This is a genomic window from Paenibacillus sp. HWE-109 (assembly GCF_022163125.1).
Classification (GTDB): domain Bacteria; phylum Bacillota; class Bacilli; order Paenibacillales; family NBRC-103111; genus Paenibacillus_E.
Window position 1 is genome coordinate 4,900,235 of sequence record NZ_CP091881.1, and the last position, 22,112, is coordinate 4,922,346.

The 22,112-nt window shown below is 46.9% G+C and carries 4 protein-coding genes; all 4 read right to left on the reverse strand.

Annotated features, from left to right (window positions below):
• Positions 1–60 precede the first annotated feature (60 nt).
• Positions 61–8,145, reverse strand: a complete 8,085-nt coding sequence (locus tag LOZ80_RS20955; protein ID WP_238166532.1) for a glycosyl hydrolase family 95 catalytic domain-containing protein — start codon at positions 8,143–8,145, stop codon at positions 61–63.
• Between the two features lie 167 nt (positions 8,146–8,312).
• Positions 8,313–13,481 carry an NPCBM/NEW2 domain-containing protein gene (locus LOZ80_RS20960; RefSeq protein ID WP_238166533.1) on the reverse strand — a complete coding sequence of 1,723 codons (5,169 nt, stop codon included), beginning with the start codon at positions 13,479–13,481 and terminating at the stop codon, positions 8,313–8,315.
• A 159-nt stretch (positions 13,482–13,640) separates the two neighbouring features.
• Complete coding sequence (locus LOZ80_RS20965; RefSeq protein ID WP_238166534.1) at positions 13,641–20,600, reverse strand: discoidin domain-containing protein; 6,960 nt, start codon at positions 20,598–20,600, stop codon at positions 13,641–13,643.
• A 156-nt stretch (positions 20,601–20,756) separates the two neighbouring features.
• A complete protein-coding gene (locus LOZ80_RS20970) occupies positions 20,757–22,067 on the reverse strand; it encodes an ABC transporter substrate-binding protein (RefSeq protein ID WP_238166535.1) in 1,311 nt (436 codons plus the stop codon).
• Positions 22,068–22,112: the final 45 nt, after the last annotated feature.

The following is a 22,112-nucleotide window of genomic DNA, read 5'->3' on the forward strand; positions in this document are numbered from 1 at the left end:
TGTCCTGATCTCGGCTCAATATATGATTGAACCAAGATCAGGATATTGAGCTATTTGGTATTAATTAATCAATTTCAAATATTGCATTGCTTGTTTGATGAGCACCGCTGCCTCTGCACGAGTGGCTGCATCTTGAGGTGCGAAGGTTGTTTCTGTTTTCCCATGAACCAAATCTTTGCTCACGGCTTCCGCTACCGCTCTGCGGGCATAGTCCGATAACTGGTCTTGATCGGAGAATTGGTTATTCACCACTGCTTCCGGTATCGATTCTCCCTGAACGAGATGGACAGCTTTCATCATCATGACGACCATTTGCTCTCTCGTAATCAGTTGATCCGGATTGAATCTTCCTTCGCCTACACCTTGAACCAAGCCGTACTTCGCGGCTGTACCTACTTCTGAGGCATACCACTGGGTGGCAGCAACATCTGTAAATACGGATGGCGTCACCTCTGCCCGTAACCCAAGTCCTCTTACGAGAAGGGCTGCAAACTGAGCCCGAGTGACTTGCATTTCCGGCGTATACGTACGATCCGTTGTTCCGTCGATCACCATTTTGGAAGCCAAGTTCTCAACATCTTTCTGTGCCCAGTGTCCGTACATATCGTCAAATGTTTTCTTGTTTTGCACGATCGCATACAGACTGTTTGTATTTCGGGTTATGGTGGCTTCTGTCTTGCCGTTCTTCACACTGAACACCGATGGAACAAACTTCAGCTCTCCTGTAACCGGATCGTAAACGACCGCAGTCGCAATCGAAGCATCTTGAATGGCGCCGTCTACATTCATCACGCGTGTGATAAAACGGTTGCCAAAGTTGGCAATTTCAACTTCTTTATCTTTGGCTTTCAGTATCACTTTGTAATCGATCATATCGCTTACGCGTTTCATACCATTTTCTGAGATGGATTGATCAAATTGCTGTTCGTGCTGGCTTTTCGCTTTATCCATGCTAATGATCAGCACTGCGCCTTCTGTATCAACCGCGCTCGCAACATCTTCACGGTTCAGGATGGACAGTGGCAGGTTATATGATCCCAAATGGCTTCTTAGGGTCAGGAGCGTTCCTTTATTTTCTTTCATACTGTTGTACAAAATATCCAGCGGCAGTTGTACGGCATTCTTTTCGTACTCGCCTGACATCTCGAAATTGAGGATAGAGCTGCCCGCAGCTTTAAGATCTGCTAATTTCTGCGCCAGTCGTTCACGATTGATGATTGCCGTTACACCTGTTTGATTTTCTTGTACAGGCTCGATCCTAAGTTCCGTATCCTTGGGTACGTACTTAGTTGGATCTTCTTTCACTGGCGGTAGGGTTGGATTGCCAGAACCGATGAAACCACCAGATCCAGGGTTAGTGCCTGGATTGTCATTTTGACCGCTTATTGAAATCGACTTTACGCCAATGACGGCTGAACCATCCGTTGCTGTGGCAACTACCTTCACCGTTCCATTCTTCACGGCTGTCAGTAAGCCTGTTAGATTAATGAGCGCTTTATCCGTAACTGCGCCATCCACTTCATAGACAGCCCATGTCACCGTTTGATTCGTCGCATTCGTCGGAAGCACCATTACTCCGAGCGGCAGACTTCCTCCCTTCACATTAATACTTGTCGATGCGCTTGTGACTGCGATAGACGTCACATTAACAGGACTAGTACCGGAATTGTCATTTTGCCCGCTTATTGAAATAGCCTTTACTCCAATGACGGCTGAACCGTCGTTTGCTGTGGCAACAACTTTCACCGTTCCATTCTTTACGGCCGTCAGCAAGCCTGTTAGATTGATGATCGCTTTATCCGTAACTGCGCCATCCGCTTCATAGACAGCCCATGTCACCGTTTGATTCGTCGCATTCGTCGGAAGCACCATTACTCCGAGCGGCAGGCTTCCTCCCTTCGTCGTGATCGTCGACACATTGCCAACGCTTGTAATGTTAAGGGATGCAACTTGGACTTGACCAATAACGGATGCTTCAAACGCTCGAAGCGCTTGGTTCAAATCATCCTTGGCTTGGTCAATTTCCTGTTGTGTAAGCGCTCCGAGTGCTAGGTTTGCTGCATCAATGGCTGCTTGCAGCGTTTGTCTCGAGCCGACCGGGTATTGCCCGTTGCCGTTGCCTTCAACCGCGCTATCATGCTTGCTTTGCACATTCGCAATTAGATCAACCAGCTCTTGATAATGGATGTTGCTTGCTTCTTTGCCAACATGGAGCTCCGCCGCAGAAGCGAATCCGCCATGACCTGCTGTAGCGCTAAGTTTCAGGTATCTGCTTAACACCGGCGCAAATACAGCGCTTTTCTCCGAGCTGTCATCGCTCCACGTTCCGCTTGCAAACGGCGTGAACGAGGTTCCGTCTACGCTTGCCGACAGTTCGTAAGACGTAATGTTGCCATTAGATTCGCCGTTTTGCCGAGGTAAATATCGTAATTTCGAAATAACCGTCGATTTTCCAAGATCCAGCGTGATCGACTGCGGTAAATTCGCCTTCGGATCCCATTCCGTATGCCAGATCGTTGAAGGGTCTCCGTCAATGGCATTGCTCGCTTCGTTTCCGCTGCGATTGCTCGTTGTTGTCGCTGTCATTTCACTTTGCGGAATATCATTCGGATCTGTAACAATCGGTGTGTAATCATTCGTACGCGTGACGACAAACCCTTGACTGGCCTCAACAGAGTCCGTGCCCGCGATCATTTGATTGAAGCTGATTTTTTTATCAACATCGCTTTGAGCGAAGCTGTTCCCCGTAACGGTGATGGCTTTGGATGCATCAAATGCAAGATCCAAACCGCCTTGATTCGCGGTATTGTTCGTAAACGTGAACCCGTCTACACTCTTGGCATAGATCGCGCTGTTGCCGCTTGATTGGTTAAACTGGTTGCCGTCAACCACAATATGGCTGTGCACGGTCTTATTCGGATTCGCCAGGGACGTGCTCGGCTCAACGCTAATCACCGCGTTCCCGTTGTTATTAAACGTATTGTTGCGGATAACTACGTCTTTCACCATGCCGGATTCATACCAGCTATTCGCATCGTCGGCAATCAAAATCGCGCTCATCGGCATGCCGTTAAACGTGTTGTCCTCAATACGTACAGCGCCGCTCGTCGTCATCAGAATGCCTCTAGTCGGAATCGTTTCAAACGTCGAATTCGTAATCGTGACATTCGGCGTCCATGTCGTATTTTCCACCACATACTCATTGGCGGTTACCGAAGCAGGCACCGTTTTATCGAGCGTAAGGATAATCTGCGTGTCATCCACACGCGTTACGCCGGTGACTACCGCGCTTTCTTTTGAAAGCAATGTCGACTTGTTTATATATTCGATCGTATCCCCAACGGCAAATGCATCGAATCCCCAGCTCTCAGGATGCATAAATTGCACTTTCACCTGATTAGATGCTGGAATCTGTACGATTTGCAAATGGGTGCCGTGAACATTAATACCATCATCGTGCGCCCCGGCAAAATGGGAATTCATCACCCGAATATCGCCCTTGCTTCCCGAAACTTGCAGGAAGTCTGCCATCGAAGCGTTCGTCCGCCCGCTTCCTGCCTTTGGCGCAAAGTTCAAGCGGTCAAGCGTCAGATTTTCGCTGTATTGGCTGATAATGCCGAGTCCTGGCGCCGCATAGAAATTGACATCAGTCCAAGTGATATCCTTGCTTCGATAGATTAGCGTGCCTTGTTCTCTACGAGTCGTGTCCCGAAGCTGGAACGTGTGACCTACCGTAACATTCGGGCTGCTCGCGTAGTTGAATTGCACCACACGATTGCCCAGATCTTGTGCATTTGTTACGCTGTTTAGCGGATTTCCAACCCTCCACGTCTTCTTGGTAAGGGGATCGTATTCTTGCACAGCGCCTACGTTTTGAGTGCCATTCTGCGTCCAGTTCTCTTCGCCTATCCAGGACAACTGGTTATTTGGGATCGTATACCAAGAGTCCGGATGAATACTGGCTTTCATATAATTGGTTCCAACCTCGGTAACGGTCATTTCCGATACAACAGGTCGGTTAAAATCAATGTTGATTCCGTTCACCTTGACATTTGTCGCATGGTCGAACACGATTGGCGTCATCACGCCATGGAACAGCAAAGTCGAGCCATTGCCGCGGATCGTAAGATCGCTGATGTCCTTAAACAGGAGACCTACTTTTCTCCAACCGCCAGGTGTTTGCCCGGACGAGGACGCATTTGAAATATAGTACTGCGCATTGTTTGCTGTCGAAGCTTTGAAGGGGTAGATGCCTGCCGGAAAATCCAGAATGACTGGCTTAGGCGCCACCTTGGCAGCCTCGATAGCCGCTCTTACCGCGTCCCCGGCGTCATCGCCTGTGTAATTAAGGGTGATGACGGTATGATCTACTCCATTGATCTTTTCTGTACTTTGGCTAAAATAATTTCCAACAGCACTTTTCTCTATCCTCGACTGGATGTCCGCCCGGTCTATCGATACAAAGGTATTGTTCGCACTGGCACTCTTTTGTCCTGTCACCCGGATTCGCAGGACATGCTCCTGATTAGCCAAGTCTTTGCTTTCAAAGAGCAGATGCTGATCGGATCTTGATGGGGCATACGTGTCGACTAGCGATTCAGGACCATCGTCGATCGAGATAGCGGCAATGCCCTGATTATTGTTTTTGGCACCGTATAACTTCACTTTGGAACCGGTAAACCGCAATAACACGTAGGCGTCCGCCACGTTCGAATAGTGGTTGTCTCCGCTGTATGCACCAGATTCGGATGCGGTGTAGCCCCAGTCCTGGCCATACATAAATTGGTCATTACCAAGTCCAGTTGCATTATCATTCGTTGTTCTGTCGAACGACAATAGGAATTTCTGGTTGCTTCCCGTGCCTGCTGTGCGCTGTACGAATTGCACACCGCCCGCCTGACTGCTTCCGGGGATTTCAATTACTTTACCGCTGCCCCGATTTTGGAGTTGAAAGAAGCCATCCCCCACATCCACAACGGACCATTCATCATTGTAGTTGGCATCTTGGGTGTATCCATTTTGAACAATCCCAGCACCATCCACGGTAGATGCATTCTCTACGACAAGTACTTTCGAGCTTTTTTGGGAAATGATTTTGTAATAGCCTGGGTCTGTCTTTATAAACTTCCATTGTTGATTCAGCGCTGTGCCTGCTGACCATTGAATGATCTTGGTCCCGTCTGCGTTGGAACCGCCGTCTACATCCATGCGAAGCTGGCTGTTCTGAACGGTGAGGTTGAACGTTTTTTGATCGAATGGATCGCTCACGGGATTGACTTTCACCAATTGATTATCTGCATTCGTCAATGACGATTGGACCAATTGTGTACCTGAAACACTACTGGCGCTTGGAACAGTCAATGCTTTTCCGCTGCCGCGATTGACCAGCTTGTAGTAACCGTTTGCTTGATCAACTAGCTGCCATTCATCAGTTAAATCTGCGTCTGCGGTGTACGTTTGCTGCACAAGTTGTGCGCCATCGGATGCAGAAGCACCGAGAACAGCGATTGCTTTATTGCTCTTGCTGTTGACGATTTTGTTGTAGCCATTCCCGAGGCTCACTACCTGCCATTGTTGGTTCGTTGCCCCAGATGATGGCATCTGAATAAGGGAAGCTTGTTCATCCGACGATGCGCCTGCGATTTCCAGCATTTGGCCGCTGATTTTCATTTTTAGAGTGTACAGTTGCCCATCTTTCGAAGGAATCGAGCTTATGGTGTACACATCCCCCACTTGCGTGTCAAAAGAGATCTGATTGCTGCTATCCGTCGTATAAGCAACGTTCTGACCATCTTGATTGGTAACGATTGCCCCAGCAATGTTTGGGTATGAAAGCTTGGCTCTTGTTCCGGCAAGCGATTTGACCTGGATACTCGTAGCCCGGGATTGCGTCCAGGATACGCCAACTTCAAATCCGCCTCGCGCCATGATTCCTGAGAAATTTCCAGTTGTCCACGTTGAAGGCAAAGCCGGTAAAAGATCGATGATGTTGTCCACGTGACTTTGCACGAACAATTCCGGATAATACCCGCCTCTTACTTGCCATTCGTTCACAAATTCACTTGTCGGGTAAATGTCTGCAAGGGAAATAGCTCGATCCCCATCATATAGACGAGCCCACATGAACGCACTATCTGGATGGTATCCACCCGATCCTCGCATGTTCAGCGAAACCTTAACGGCATTAAATAATTCAGGCGTGTACTTTTTCGTGATCTGGTCGAGAAATCCAACACCAATTAAATGGGAGGCATGGCGGTGGCTTGGATCTACGATCGAGTAGTCATTATTCCATTCCTTTATTTCTCCGCTGCTTCCGATTTGATAAGGAAGCAACTTCGGCAAGGCAGTTCGGATACGATTCAGCAAATCAACCTCCGCAGGAGAGTTTGCTTCCAGTATATTCCCTGCTTCTAGCACATTCTCAAACAACTCTCGAATGACAGTCATATCGATGGTTGAACCTTGACTGACTGCAATGGGTGTTCCATCTGACAAGACATACTTCGTCTCGGGAGAGCTAGAAGGCGATGCAACCAGATAGCCATCCTTGTTTGTAACAAGTAAATCCAAGGCAAACTCTGCAGAACCCTTCATGAGCGGGAATGCTGTGCCCTGAAGATACGATTTGTCCTGTGTGAACCGATAATGATCATACATATTAAACATGAGCCACATGCCGCCCGTAAGCCAGATTGCCCATTCATTGTCACCTGCACTAAGTTCCGTTTTCGCCCACAAATCAGATGCTTGGGGCACCATCCACCCGTCAAAGCCGAAATCGGATTGCGCCGTTTTCGCCCCGTTGATAGATAAATTTTTGAGATACTTCCAGAGTGGATCGCCATTCTCTCTCAGATTCCCCGCCTCAATTAACGTATACGTTTTTTCTACGTTTTCATTAAACCAATGTGCCCCATATGAGTTCGTGTACCACTTGTTCATCCACATGCCATTCTGGTTCAGAGGACGGTCGAATGTATTGGCCCTAGAACCAGCAATGGAAACGTAACGGGCGTACTGGTAGGTAAGTGTGAACGGTTTGGAATTACCGTTAGCTTCCGTCCATAACCTACGAAACAAACTCCGATGATCAGCTTGGTGTACATCCAAGAGCTGAGTATAAGTTTTGGCAAATGCAGCGTCCATCAGGCCCGTTACAATCGGAGTAGGATTATTGCCGCCTTGGCTCGGATTCGGATTGGTAAACGGATCTTTGTAACTTGTCGCGTCCGCATAGAGCAATTCGATAACCGCAGCGTTAGAAATGTTCAAATTACCATCAACGGCTGTTATGGTCCCTCCCGTCGTTCTGGCTCGAAGACGAGCATCAAATGTCATGCCTCTCCCGTTTTCCCACTGACTTGCGTAGTCATCATATGGAGCCGTTCCTGTCATCTGGATCTCGCTCCCGGATGAAGATACCGTTCCATGTGTGTTCATTTCTGCCGGGAGCTCCATCTTTGCTGTCATGCTCATCGGCTGCCCGCTGTCATTGGTCATGCGTACGACCATAACGCGATCGGGGTTACTGGCAAATACTTCACGCGTATACGTCGTGTTTCCCACTTTATATTTGGTTGTCACTATCGACTTATCCAAATGAAGCTCTCGATCATAGTTCGTATATCCTGTCGTATTCGGGACATCCAGAACGATATTGCCAATCGGCAGAAATTCCGCCAATTTCTCTGATCCCCACATCCCCATTGCTGCTGTCTCAGCTGACTTCAATTTATTCTCGCGGTCCGTTACTGTCGTTGCTGTATCCGCCCCAGCAAGTAAACTTCTCGTCGCATCCAGTGCAGTTATACGATTCGGATCAGAACGATTGAACGGTTCGCCGGAATTAAACGTTTTGTCATTAAGTTGAAGAATTTCGGTCGCTACGCCCCCTGAAACTTTAGCGCCGAAGTAACCATTTCCAACAGGTGCCCCGTTAAAATCTGTCCCACTGGCCGGCGTTGTCCAATTTATTTTCAAATCGTCCCAATTGCCCGTTTTCAGAACTGGCATTTCTGAGTTCCCTGTCTCAGCAGCAGATGCCTGCGAGATGGATGGAACTCCCGATGCCAACAACAACGTGACCAACAGCGATAACGAAGTTGTAATCGCTGTCATTTTTCTTAATTTTCGAATGATCATCAAGTTCACTCCTTCATCAATCTTCAATGCGATTTCGGCTCATTTCACCAAACACTGACTTATATGCGAACTGGGAATGCCCCCTTAAATTCTTAGATAAAAGAAAGGAGACTTGCTTAACAGTCTCCTCCCTAGTGCAATTCAGCATTTGTGTAAAATGTTTCGCATTAATTAATCAACTTCAAATATTGCATCGCTTGTTTGATAAGCACCGCAGCCTCTGCGCGAGTGGCTGCCTCTTGCGGTGCGAAGGTTGTTTCTGTTTTCCCATGAACCAGACCTTTGCTGGCGGCTTCCGCTACCGCGCTGCGGGCGTAATCAGATAACTGGTCTTGATCGGAGAATTGAATATTCGTACCAGCTTCCGGTTTCAATTCTCCCTGAACGAGATGGGCAGCTTTCATCATCATGACGACCATCTGCTCTCTCGTAATCAGTTGATCCGGGTTGAATCTGCCCTCGCCAACACCTTGAACCAAGCCGTACTTCGCAGCTGTACCTACTTCTGAGGCATACCACTGGTTGTCAGAAACATCTGTAAATACGGATGGCGTGGTCTCTGCCCGTAAGCCCAGTCCCCTTACGAGAAGTGCTGCAAACTGAGTCCGAGTGACTTGCATCTCCGGTGTATACGTGTGATCCGTTGTCCCGTCGATCACCATTTTGGAAGCTAGGCTCTCAACATCTTTCTGTGCCCAGTGTCCATTCATATCGTCAAACGTTTTCTTGTGTTGAACGATCGCATACAGACTGTTCGTATTTCGGGTTATGGTTGCTTCTGTCTTGCCATCTTTCACAGTAAACACGGAAGGCACGAATTTCATTTCTCCTGTAGCCTGATCGTAAACGACCGCAGTGGCAATCGATGAATCCTGAATGACACCATCTACATTCATCATGCGTGTGATAAAGCTGTTGCCAAAGTTCGTAATTTCTACTTCTTTGTCCTTAGATTTCAGAATCACTTTGTAATCGATCATATCGCTTACGCGTTTCATACCATTCTCTGTGATGGATTGATCAAATTGCAGTTCGTGCTGGCTTTTAGCTTTATCCATGCGAATGATCAGCACTGCGCCTTCTGTATCAACCGCGCTCGCAACATCTTCACGGTTCAGGATGGACAGCGGCAGGTTATATGATCCCAAATGATTTCTTAGGGTCAGGACCGTTCCTTTACTTTCTTTAAGACTGTTATACAAAATATCAAGCGGCAGCTGTACGGCATTTCTTTCATACACGCCTGGCAGCTCGAAATTGAGGTTTGAGCTGCTTGCAGCTTTAAGATCTGCTAATTTCTGAACCAGACGATCACGATCGATGGTTGCCGTTACACCTGTTTGATTTTCTTGTACAGGCTCGACCCTAAGTTCCGTATCCTTGGGTACGTACTTAGTTGGATCTTCTTTCACTGGCGATGTGGTTGGATTGCCAGAACCACTGGAACTACCCGAACCAGGGTTAACACCAGGATTGTCATTTTGCCCGGATATCGTAATGATTTTGTTCCCAAAAATCTGCGAACCATCGTTAGCTGTGGCAACCACTTTTACGATTCCATCCTTCGCAGCTACCAATAAACCATTTACGTCAATTATGGCTTTATCCGTAGGTGTTCTGCCGTCCGCTTCGTATACCGCCCATGTCACTGACTTATTGACAGCATTGGCAGGCAGCACCGCCGCTTGCAATTGAAGGCTTCCGCCCTTCACAGAAATCGTCGTCGTCGAATTTGTGACAGTGATCGATTGTACATTCACCTGCCCAATCTTTGTTAACACAAACGTTTGCAGTGCGGTGTTCAACGCTGCCGTTTCAGCTTCGAATTCCTGTTTAGTAGCAGCATTCAGGTCTACAAGTTGCTGCGCATGCGCGATTGCTGCTTGCAGGGTTGATTTCGAGCTTGCCGGGTAATTGCCGACTGCTGTTCCTACTACAGCAAAATCATATTGAACTTGGGCATTCGCGATAAGCGCCACTAGATCAGCTCTATACGTGTTTTCTGTAACCGTAACGTTTGCTACAGCAGGTATGACTGTGCCATCAACAGCACCATTCACGATGAAACTGCCAGCTGATTTATACTTAGACGAATCTACCAGATCCCACTGAACCGACTTATCGGCAGTTGTCGCATTGTTATACACAACTGTGACACTCGCAGGCAGAACCGGCGGAACATACGTAGCCGTAACTACGTTTACTGGCATAACGCCCGAAATCACGGGTGTCGCTTCAACATTCAGCTTAGTCAGCTTCGCATTCGCCCAATCGCCGTGATCTTCGCTGTTTCCATTGCCGGAATCCGTAACTTCCAATATTAGCTCTTTATAACCTTTAACATTTACCTTCACAAATTTGGCATCATCCGACACTCTCAACAAACTTCCGGAGTAAAGCGATTCGATCGTGTCATCGTTCTTCACTCCTGACACTTTAAACTGTATCGAGCCGTTGCCTTTGTAACTTCCGCCGTTCACTTCCTTATCTACACCGATAAAGGCGGAGAAGGTTTCATAATTAGCTCCAGTAAGATCATACTTGATCGTTGAATTGGCATGAGTCCCAAGGCCTTTGGCAAAGGAGAGATCCTCGGCCCCATTCTTCAATACGATCGCATTGCCAGCGATGCTCTTGTCTTTCTTCACATCCAACCAACCTGAGGATGCGCTAATCCAATTCAAATCGCTCAAATAGTCAACTTCAGGCAATTCTTCCTTCTGTTCGGATTTGCCTTCCGCAATTCTAAACGTTGCATTGGCCCAGCTTGCATGATCCTCGCTATTATCGTTATCGCTCTTCGTCACAACAAGTTCCACAACGCTTGCGCCAACTACATTGACATCAACCGCTTTGGCCAAATCAGTAACCTTCATCACACCGCTCGCAAATTTCTCTACGCCGTCTACAAGTACCTTGAATTCCACGTCGGCATAAGACGGCGATTTGGCCATTTCTTGGTCGACTCCGGCAAGAGCCGTGAAGGACTCATAATTTTTATCGGAAATGTCAAAAATAATTCTCGACTCGGCATGTACGCCAAAGCCCTTCTCGTACGTTGCAGCGCCGCTATTGCCCATTAGCCTTATTGTATTTCCGTCCAGGCTTTTGTCCTTCTTAACGGTTAACCAGCCTGAAGATGCACTTAACCATTCCAGGTCGCTCGCATAACGATCCACTAGTTCAAAGTTCAGCGTGTAGACTTCCTGTGTCGCTCCGCCGTCAGCTGTAGCTGTGATGGTCGTCGCGCCTGGCAAACTGTCGGCTGGGTGGATGACCAACTGCACGTCTTCAGATGCTTTGTCCGCTGTCACTGTTGGTACTTCCAGGTTTTTTTCTCTCAGAACAGTCAGCGTCGCCGTACGATTCTCAGAATTAAGACCTTTGACAGACACTCCGTTCACTTTCACATTTTTAATCAGAGAAGGCAGTTTTTCCACTTTCCATAATTGACTATCGCTTCCTGTATACGTGTTTTGAACAACCGGATTTCCGTCAGCAGCAGAACCGTTGCTGATTTCCAAGGCCAATCGGCTGTTTACGTTGGTAATTTTGAAGTAACCATTGCCAACATTGGAGATGGTCCACTGCTGGTTTATGGCTGTAGGATCTGCAGCAGTTTCAGAATCTGTCCATTGAATGACTGGTACTTCAGGCGTTTTACTGGCACCTGGAACATCCATCACTTGTCCGCTTTGCTTATTGGCAATCTTATATTTGCCCAGACCTACATCATCGATAACCCATTGCTGATCCAGCGCACCCGATTGGGTTCGCTCGGCAACAGCCGCTCCATTAGCGGGCGAATTCCCAACGCCCAATACTTTGCCGGTCGCTTTATTGACGATGCGATACAACGTGTTGACATCAAAGGAGTCAATCCCCGTCCGAGTTGGAACTTCATTGGTGTATGAGCCGACTGCCAGCTCGCCTGCAGCAGCGAAGCCGCCTACGGCCGAATTCACTTCCATTTTGACATAGCGTGCTGTTTGCGATGGGAAAGTCACACGTTTCATGGTCTTGTCCCCATCCCATGTTCCGCTAGTAACCGAAGTGAAGTTCGTACCATCTTCGCTCACATATAACGTATAGGAAGTAATCATACCTTCTGATAAATTTTGCGAAGGCAAGTAATTCAACATATTAATGTTGTTGTACGTGTAGCCCAAATCGAATGTAATGGATTGAGGCAGAGATGTGTTCGTTTGCCAAACAGTCTCAGAGTAAGTGTCGTTTACATAATCCATAAGGCCATCAATCGCATTGCTTGCATTCCCGCTAGTAGCCGTTGCCGAATTAGCTGTAATCGGATGCTCCATCACGATTGGCTGCCCAGGCAGTGGAGGACGAGATGCATTCGGCGACCATGCTTGTCCAATCTCCCCCAATCGATTGACTACGTTGTTATCCAGTTCCCCATCCGGATTCGGTGAAACGTTGAGCAAAAAGTTTGTATAACGCGGTTCCAAAAAACCGAGATGATCCTGCACAATATTCTGCACGCTTGCCGGCTCTGTATTCGTCATCCAATTGTGCCAGAACCATTGACTGGACACGAGCGGCATGCCCTGGTTAGCGGCATACGCATTGTTGGAAGGCGCCCAAACGCCCTTAGGTTCTTCAAAATAAATAATGTCCTCATCCCATGGCTGCGTTTGTCCATTGTGATCCACAATAAGAATATTAGGCTGTAGTCGCTTTATCAATTCGCGGATTTCTTGATATGGAACTTCATTATGACCCATCTCCCAGGCCCAGCCGTCGATAATTAGAACCGGTATTTCACCGTAATTCGTCAGCAACTCTGTTAGTTGCCCTTTAATAAATTCGATATCCGCTCTGCTGACGGAACCCTTTTGAATACCTTGCTGACGATCCCAAATGGAGAAGTATAGCCCCGGCAAAATTCCTTTGGCGCGCATGGAATCTACATATTGCCTTACGATATCTTTCTTGTAGGAGCTGTTCATCACGTTATAATTGCCGTATTTGGTTGGCCACAGGGCAAATCCGTCATGATGCTTGGTCGTTAGAACGGTATATTTGATACCTGCGGATTCGGCGGCTTGCGCCCATTGGTCTGTATTCACATGCTCAGGATTAAAAGATAGTGGATCTTGTCCTGGCGTCACCCATTCCTGATCGTGATAGGTTCCCATGTTATAGTGGATAAACATACCAAACCTGAGATCCACATAGTTTTTCTGATTCGTGTAACTATCATTCACAACGGGGCTTGCTGTGCTTTGAATATTTGTACTCGCAAAAACGGGAGCCACCGTGACAAAAAGAAGCATAAATATAAGTCCTACACATGTTGAAATCTTTTTACACAATTGATTCCCCTCCTATACTCTTGTAGTTTGTTTCATAAATATAATGATAAAGCGCTTACATTCATGTGCTTCACAAAAGATTTTTCATCGACAATAATAAAACCTGATCTCGGCTCAATTTTCGATTGAACCGAGATCAGTTTATCGAGCTATTTGGTATTAATTAATTAAATTCAAATATTGCATCGCTTGTTTAATAATGACCGCAGCCTCTGCGCGAGTCGCTACATCTTGCGGAGCAAAGCTTGTTGCTGTTTTCCCATGTACCAATCCTTTGTCAGCGGCATCTGCTACCGCGCTGCGGGCATAGTCCGACAACTGGTCTTGATCGGCAAATGAGGTATTCGTCGCAGCTTCCGATTTCGCTTCTCCCTGAACGAGCGCAACAGCTTTCATCATCATGACGACCATTTGCTCTCTCGTAATCAGTTGATCCGGGTTGAATCTGCCTTCACCTACACCTTGAACCAAGCCGTACTTCGCGGCTGTACCTACTTCTGATGCATACCACTTGGTGGCAGCAACATCTGTAAATACAGATGGCGTTGTTTCCGTCGGTAACCCCAGTCCTCTTACGAGAAGTGCTGCGAACTGAGCCCGAGTGACTTGCATTTCCGGCGTATACGTGCGATCCGTTGTTCCGTCGATCACCATTTTGGAAGCTAGGTTCTCAACATCCTTTTGCGCCCAGTGTCCGTTCATATCGTCAAATGTTTTCTTGTTTTCAACGATCGTGTACATACTGTTCGTATTACGGATAACTGTTACTTCTGTCTTCCCGTCTTTCACAGCGAACACAGACGGTACAAACCGCAGTTTGCCAGTAACGGGATCAAACGCAACCGCTGTAGCAGCGGAAGGGTCTTGAATGACACCATTTACGTTCATTACACGTGTGATAAAGCTGTTGCCAAAGTTCGTAATTTCTACTTCTTTGTCCTTGGCTTTCAGAATCACTTTGTAATCGATAATATCGCTTACGCGTTCCAGACCTTTATCTGTGAGCGATTGTTCGAATTGCTCTTTATGCTGCGCCTTCACTTTATCCATGCGAACGATCAGACTTGCGTCTTCTGCATTAGCAAGCTTCGCAACATCCTCACGTTTGAGGAGTGAAAGCGGCAAATCATAGGTGCCTAAATGACTGTGTACCGTCAAAATAGTTCCCGGATTTTCTTTGTACCCGTTATACAAGACCTGAAGCGGCAGTTGAATAGCGTTCGATGCATGCTCTCCAGGAATTTCAAAATTGAGAACAGAACTATTCGCTGTTTTGTAGAGATCTGCCAATTTCTGAGCTAGTCGTTCACGATCGATGATCGCCGTTACAGCTGTTTGCCCGTCTTGTGCAGGGTCAATCCGAAGTTCCGAATCTTTCAGCACATATTGCGTTGGATCTTCTTTTTCGGTTGGTTGAGTAGGGCCTCCACCTCCACCGCCACGATATTGGTCGCTAGTGATTGAAATTAATTTCTCACTCACGACTCCTGAACGGTCATTCGCTGTTGCCACCACTTTCACTACGCCGACTTTCGAAACAGTCAATACGCCGGATTGATTGATGGACGCTTTATCCGTTGCCGTACCGTCTCTCTCGTATACAGCCCATGTCACTGTTGCATTCGTTGCAGTTGTCGGTGACACCGAAGCATATAATTGAAGACTTCCACCATTTAAGTTAATGACATCTGATGCGCTATCAATTTTGATGCTTTGTACGAGCACCTCTTTGATCACCGAAGCTTCAAAAGTTTGCAGTGCAGCGTTCAAAGATGCCGTCGCTTGTTCAAATTGCGGCTTAGTCGCAGAATCATTATCTACAACCTGCTGTGCTTGATCGATGGCCGTTTGCAATGTTTGTTTCGAACCAGCCGGATACTTGCCGACTTCCGGTCCTTCTACGGCGATATTCAGCTTGCCTTTAACGTTCGCGATAAGCGCTTTAAGCACTTCTTTCTCGTAGTAGACTCCTTCTGTTACCGTCACGTTAGCAACAGCAAGTATGGATGTGCCATCAACTGCTCCGTTCACGGTAAAGTTGCCAACTGCCGCATACTGAGAACGATCGATCGCGTTCCATTGAACCGATTTATTGGCCGTTGCGTTATCGTTATAAACGACCGTTACCTCCGTAGGCAGAACAGGTGCAACATAAGTTACTGTAACCACGCTTACCGGCAACACAGTTGTGATTGCGGTTTGCTCCCATTTCGCAAAAAGCGTAATATCTGTCGCTTGAACCGTATTCACTGCGAAATCCCATGGAATAGTCAAGGCTTCATCTTGATACCAGCCTACAAACATATATCCGGTTCTTGCCGGATTCGCTGGCTTCGTTATTTTCGAACCTTCCGACACTCCGAAAACAGTTCGAACCGCGTCGCCGCCATTACTGTTGAAAGTCACTTTCTTGCCTGGCTGGAAGTAAGAGAAATCCCACTCATCGTGCCACCAGAATCCAATTGTTTTGTCTTGCGTGTTCACATCGATCGGCAGCCATACATATCTCGAATCTTTTAGATTCGAAGCATCCCACCGATCCCCCATAAAGATGAACTTATTCGAAACGATATCTCCGTTTGCATCCCTATACGGAAGCACAAAAGTACTTTGACTGAAGAATGTCTTATTGTTATTCCAGCCCCTGGCCGGGTTGTCTTTATCTTCCCACGGACCTAAAATATTGGTCGCTGTATGATATTGGGCTGCGACTGGTTTCCAGCCGTCAGTTCCTGACGTAATCATGTAATACACGCCGTCTTGCTTGAAGATCGCCGGAGCCTCTCGATGATTCCAGATAGCTTTAGCCCAGTGAACGCCTTCCAGCGACTGGTTTCTCTCGTTCTTCGCAGGTCCGGTATAGTCATCATTCAACTGCATAACAATCTCCGTTCCGTTACCTTCGGATGCGTAGATGAGGTATCCTTTGTCGTCATCGTCGACGAACAACGTCATATCGCGCAGCATACCTTCGCCTTCGCCGCCACCCCATCCATTATTCGGCAATCTGGATGTACCCAGAAATTTAAATGGACCTGTTGGCGAATCGCTGATCGCAACGCCGCCTTCCGCCGCCCAATATTCACCGGCGATCGGTCCGTCTTGATGCCACCACATCACATATTTGTCCGTTTTCTTGTTGTAGATAACCTTTGGACGTTCGACAACTTTATCCCAGTTGAAATCTTTATACATCACTTGCTTCTCGGCATTCGTTTTGTCCGCATACAAGGCATTTAACTCAGCTATGCGTCCAGTTGAATTATATTTGCTCAACGAATTGATCGGCGATTTCATTGATCCAGTATAGTCGCCATCTCTGTTTGTAATCGTAACAACACGATTAGGGTCGAATGGCTTCCCGCTAGTCTTATACGTGTCCGAATTTTCGCTCAAGTACAATGGCAAATCTCCGGCAGGCAGTACGTCTTCGCCAAGCTGCGGGTTGTTGAATACCGGCAATACAATCCCTTCATTTTTCCAGTTGTACAAATCTTTAGAAGAGTAGGCGTGAACGCCTGTTACTGGTACATAACCCGAGCCCACATTATCTGCCGATTTGTCTTCGCCGTACCAGTAGTACAATTTGTTCTTCTCGTTGTACAGAATTCCTCCGCCATGAGCCTGAATCGGCACGCCTTCTGTATCCAGCCATAATTTACCGCTTTCAATGGAATCGACTTTGCCCAAGCTCAGATATAAATTGTATAAATCCTGTAGAACTCCAGTGTAGTAGGCAATACTTTCCTCCGTTAAGTCGCTAAGAGCACCTATCTCTGCAACTTGATTTTCAATCGTAGCTTCCACTTTAGGACTTATCCCCGAAACCGTCCGCAAGCGGTTAATAGCTGTTTGCAAACTGCTTGTGTTGAAAGCAGTTCCTCGCTTCTGACTAACAGCGATTTCTGCTGTACTGAGCGTATTGCCGTCACCGCCCGTGGTTATGGCCTGAATGGCAACATATCTCGCTTTGCCGGATTTGAATGTAGCCGTTTGAGCACTTGAACTGGTTGCGTCAAAAGTGCCGTTTGCTGTAAATTGGAAATTGTCATCCAGATACTTTTGCGTGCCATTTGACGCTTTTCCCGATAAATCGCTATCGCTCAAATAAATTTTAAACTGTTTAATTCTGCCGTTCGCTTTATCTTGCCTTGGTGTAACCAAAATCTTGCCAACATCTGCAATGCTCTGGCCCAAATCTATCACGATATAATCGCCTGATTTGTATTTTCTTCCATTTCCATCCCAGTTTGATTCGTAAAATGATGAATTGTTGTTATCCAGCATGAGACTGGAAGGATTCCCTTGATAAGCTTCCGGTGCATAGAAGAGTCGAATTCCGTTAATCATCTTCTCACCGACATTAATTTTTGCCATTTCGGCTCTAATTTGGGCCGCTAGCTTATCGAGTTCTTCCTGCGTCGCTGTTGGACTACTCAGCAGCGCTGGGGCTTGATCAAGCAGCTTTTGCACATCAATCAGGTAGGAATGATCTTCATGGAAGTCGCGAATGAACGCATCAGCATCGCTAATCGCTCCTGTAAGGCTGGTCTTGTCGATTCTAAATCCAGTCTTGTTGAAGATGTTGACCTCAGCAGCCGATGCATACTGCTTGCCCGCATCGCTTCTTGACTCAAGCGCAGTGAACTTCACATAAGATGCGCCTTTTGCGTCAAAAGTTGCTGTTTTCTCGGTTTTGTCTGCGTCCCAGGTTCCTGCCGCCACTTTGGTGAAAGCGATACCGTCAGTGCTCACGGATACTTCAAACTTAGTAACAACACCATTCCAATCAGCATCTTGCCGCGGCAAGTATTTCAGCTTATTAACACCTTCATACGCTTTGCCTAGGTTATAAGTAATGGAGTGCGGCAATGCCGAATAAGAGCCGTCCCATGCCGTATGCCAGTTCGTTCCGGAATCCCCATCCAGCGTCCGCCCCGGTCCTTCACCTGATGCCGAACTGTCAGACGTTGCCGTCATCTGGCTTTGCGGAATGATCCCAGTCTCAACGGACTTGAACACCAAGCTATACTCAGCGTTTAGTTTATTTAGTATCTGGGTAATGTCTTCCTGGCTCGCCAACGTGTTGGATTTAACCGCATTGGCTTCGTCAACTAACGACTGCAATTTCGTTGTGTCTACACTTGCTGCATTTGATGTGATAAAGTCTTCAGCTCTATCAATCGCATTCGCTAGTGCTTGCGTATCTGCTGTGAAATTGGACTTTCTCATGATGTTGATCTCAGCAGCCGATGCATACTGGGCACCCGATCCGTTCGTTTCATCCGCCTTTAACCTTACATATCTTGCAGATGCCGACGAGAAGGTTGCGGTTTTCTCCGACTTATCATTCTTCCATGTGCCTTGCGCAACAGGATTGAAAACGGTACCATCAGTACTCACTTCAACTGTATACTTGGTAATAACACCATTCCAATCGGCATCTTGCCTTGGTAAGTAGCGCAACTGGTAGACATCATCATAGGATGCTCCAAGATCGTAAGTTATCGTGTGCGGACCTCCATCGTAAGGATCCCAAGCTGAATGCCATTTGCTTGAAGCATTCCCATCCAGTGTTTTCTCAGCTCCTTCCCCGGATTGAGCACTGCTTGCCGTTGCGCTCATTTCGCTCTGAGGAATAACCGTGCTGCTTGTATAGGATGCTCCGTCAATGACGAAGGTTGTAATCGATTTTGCTCCAACAGTTGTATGGAGAGTTTTATCCAAGACAGGTACATTTGCCTTCTGGGCTACATTCTCCGTAGCAGAAGATACATATGGTGTTGCAGTCCCGGTGGCCGTATTAAACTGAGACATGTTCAATGAAATATCTTCATTAGTCGCACTTGCATTTCTGTATACAACATAGATTTTATTCTTGGCAGGATCATAAGCGGCTAACGTGTTGTCATTGTTATCTGCGATGAATCTGGATCCCTGTGGGATAAACTTGCTGAATTGCTGCATAGCATAATACTTCTTCGTGTACCACCACTGTTGCGTGTCGAAATCAGCATGAAGGAGACCCCAATTCATATTCTCCTTGTCCTTCTGCATGTTTTTCTCACTCTCAATCGCTTGCCAGAGGACCCACCCCTTAGGCTCAAGCCATGTGATGTCCGTCATAATTCTTTCTGATAAAGCCAATGCCGGTTCAAAATCGTCGTGATTATGAGCAACTCCTGAAGGACCAAGATCCACTTCAGACATCCATAACGGCTTGCCCGCCGCTTTGGCTTGATTTCTGATTCCGTATCGATCCGAACCGCCGTAGGAGTGGGTGTTCATTTTCCCGACATTCTCTTTTGTAGTTTCATCATACGAATTCCAATTGGATACGAAGGTATCTAGAATAGATTCATCCATCGCCGCAATTTTAACGGACTGCAGACCCTCAGCGTCCAGTTTCGCACGCGTTGTATTAATGAGCTTCATTTGCGAAGCAACGTCATAATGCGAACCTTCTTGGCCCCCGCCAAATCCCCAGTACTTTGTGTTCGGTTCGTTCATCGGGGACAGGTAATTGAAATCAATATTCCAATTCTCTTTGAAATGCTTTACAACGCCCGCCATATAGGCAGCAAAATTATCATATTCCTCTGGTTTCAAGTTGTCTTTCCCAGAATCCCTATTTCCCGTTGTGCTTCCGCTGACCGTCATATAGTAGGGAGCCGAATTGGAGAACGCCTCCAATTGATTAGCGCCTCTTGCCTTCGCGGCTTGAAGCCACCAACGCTGATTGGCATCTTGCGACCAATCCCATACACCTGGGGATGGTGAGAACCCCGGAACTTCGCCGCCTTGGCGCATCGTCTCGTAAGCAGGATTTTCACCGCCGCCAATATTATATCTGGCAATATTTAAATTCAATCCTGCTGGAGAGTAAAGCGCATCGGCCAACGCATTTTTGGTTGATTCTTCCCAGCCCCCGGTTATATTGGCAAACCAGGCAAGCGATGTTCCCCATCCGTCCCATGATTGCTGCATGTTGCTTGGATCTAAATCAATCGTAGTCGTTGCTGCACTCGCCTCTTGCGCCGTTAACCCATAAAATGCCGGTGATACTAAAGACAAAGCAAGGCATGATGCAAATAACTTTCTTCCAACTTTTGTAGTCATTCAGATAACCTCCTTCTTAGATGGCATAACCATCGGAACCATAATTTGGAAACGCTTACCGGGATTTTCAAAAAAAACGGGATCTGATTTACATCAATTCCCCATAATAAGGGGAGGAGATGCCCTGCACCCCTCTCCCATTCTCAAGCGTAAGCCTTACTTGCTTGCTCTTGCTTTCGTCCATTTATCATTCAGATCGTTAGCAATCTTATCAAGCGGCGTTCCGCCCATCATTTCTTGACCAAGCTTCTTCCAATCCAATTGGATCGAGTTTACATATTTATTGAAGTTCTCTCCGCCTGGAAGAAAACTGAACTCTTCCACTTTGTTTGCTTTGTAGAAATCAGTCAAGAAAGGAACATCGGCTTTAACACCCTCCATAACAGAGTTCGCTTGCTTCTTGTTCACATAGAAGGAGTAAGCATCCGAGGAGAACATCCACTCTTGGAATTTCTTAGCTGCTTCTGCGTTTTTGGATTTGTTGTAAATACCGAAGAAGTTATCCGTGAAAGTCATCACTTTCAGCGGCTCCGACTCCGAATGACGAGTTGGCAGTGCAAATGCTGCTAAGTCATCCGTGTTGCCAACTTTGGATTTGTATTGCGGCAAGTACCAAAGTCCTGCAGCAATGACTGCTGCCTTTTTCGCTTCAAACAATCCTGTTGCTTGGTCATTGCTCAAACCTAGCGGATCAGCGCCCATGACTTTGGCATCATATAGGGTTTGAATATCCGTGTAAGCTTTGTAGAATGGTGTGCCTTTATCAAAAGGTTTGTCCATTCCGGCAATTTTGTCGTAGTAGTTGGCGTCACCGGATGCCAATATCGGCATGAATTCGTTAAACGGATAGTTCGGCCAGGAATCCTTGCCGCCCATGGCATAAGGCTGATATTTACCGCTCTTTTTAATTTCCGTTAATACGCTTACAAACTGCTCCCACGTTGTTGGAACGCTTAAGCCCAGCTCTTTAAATACGCTCGGATGATAGTAAACAAGTTCAGGGAACGAGATAACAGGCAAGGCAAGAATTTTACCATCTACCGCATATTGCTTGGCTTTCGTATTTTTGGCTGTAACGCTCAGGTCATTAAGTGGAAGAAGTTCCGCTTTGAAATCACTGATGAAATTCGGCTTCAATTCGATAATATCCGGCAGCTCGTTAGCAGCTAATCTAACTTTCATCGCTTGCAAATAGTCGCCATCGCTCTTGAACGTTTCGACTTCCATTTTCACGTTCGGCATAACGGTTGAAAACTCTTTGACCTTTTTAGTCCAGCTATCCAGGAATTCGCTATCGCTATCCCACATCGCAAGTTTTAATGTAATCGCATTCTCTTTCGTGTTGTTTGCTGCCGTGGAAGCAGGTGAAGCGCTGCTATCCCCAGTGGTAGCCGTATTGGTGCTGCACCCTGCTAATCCAAACGTCAAGGCAATTGAAAGTACAGATGTTACTAGTCTTTTTTTCATAGTCTTTCTTAACCCCCTCAAGATTACGTAAGTTCTTATTTACAA

Bases quoted from the DNA above. Each gene is read 5' to 3' on its own strand.
- LOZ80_RS20955 (WP_238166532.1), bottom strand. From the start codon at position 8,145: ATGATCATTCGAAAATTAAGAAAAATGACAGCGATTACAACTTCGTTA.
- LOZ80_RS20965 (WP_238166534.1), bottom strand. From the start codon at position 20,600: ATGACTACAAAAGTTGGAAGAAAGTTATTTGCATCATGCCTTGCTTTG.
- LOZ80_RS20970 (WP_238166535.1), bottom strand. From the start codon at position 22,067: ATGAAAAAAAGACTAGTAACATCTGTACTTTCAATTGCCTTGACGTTT.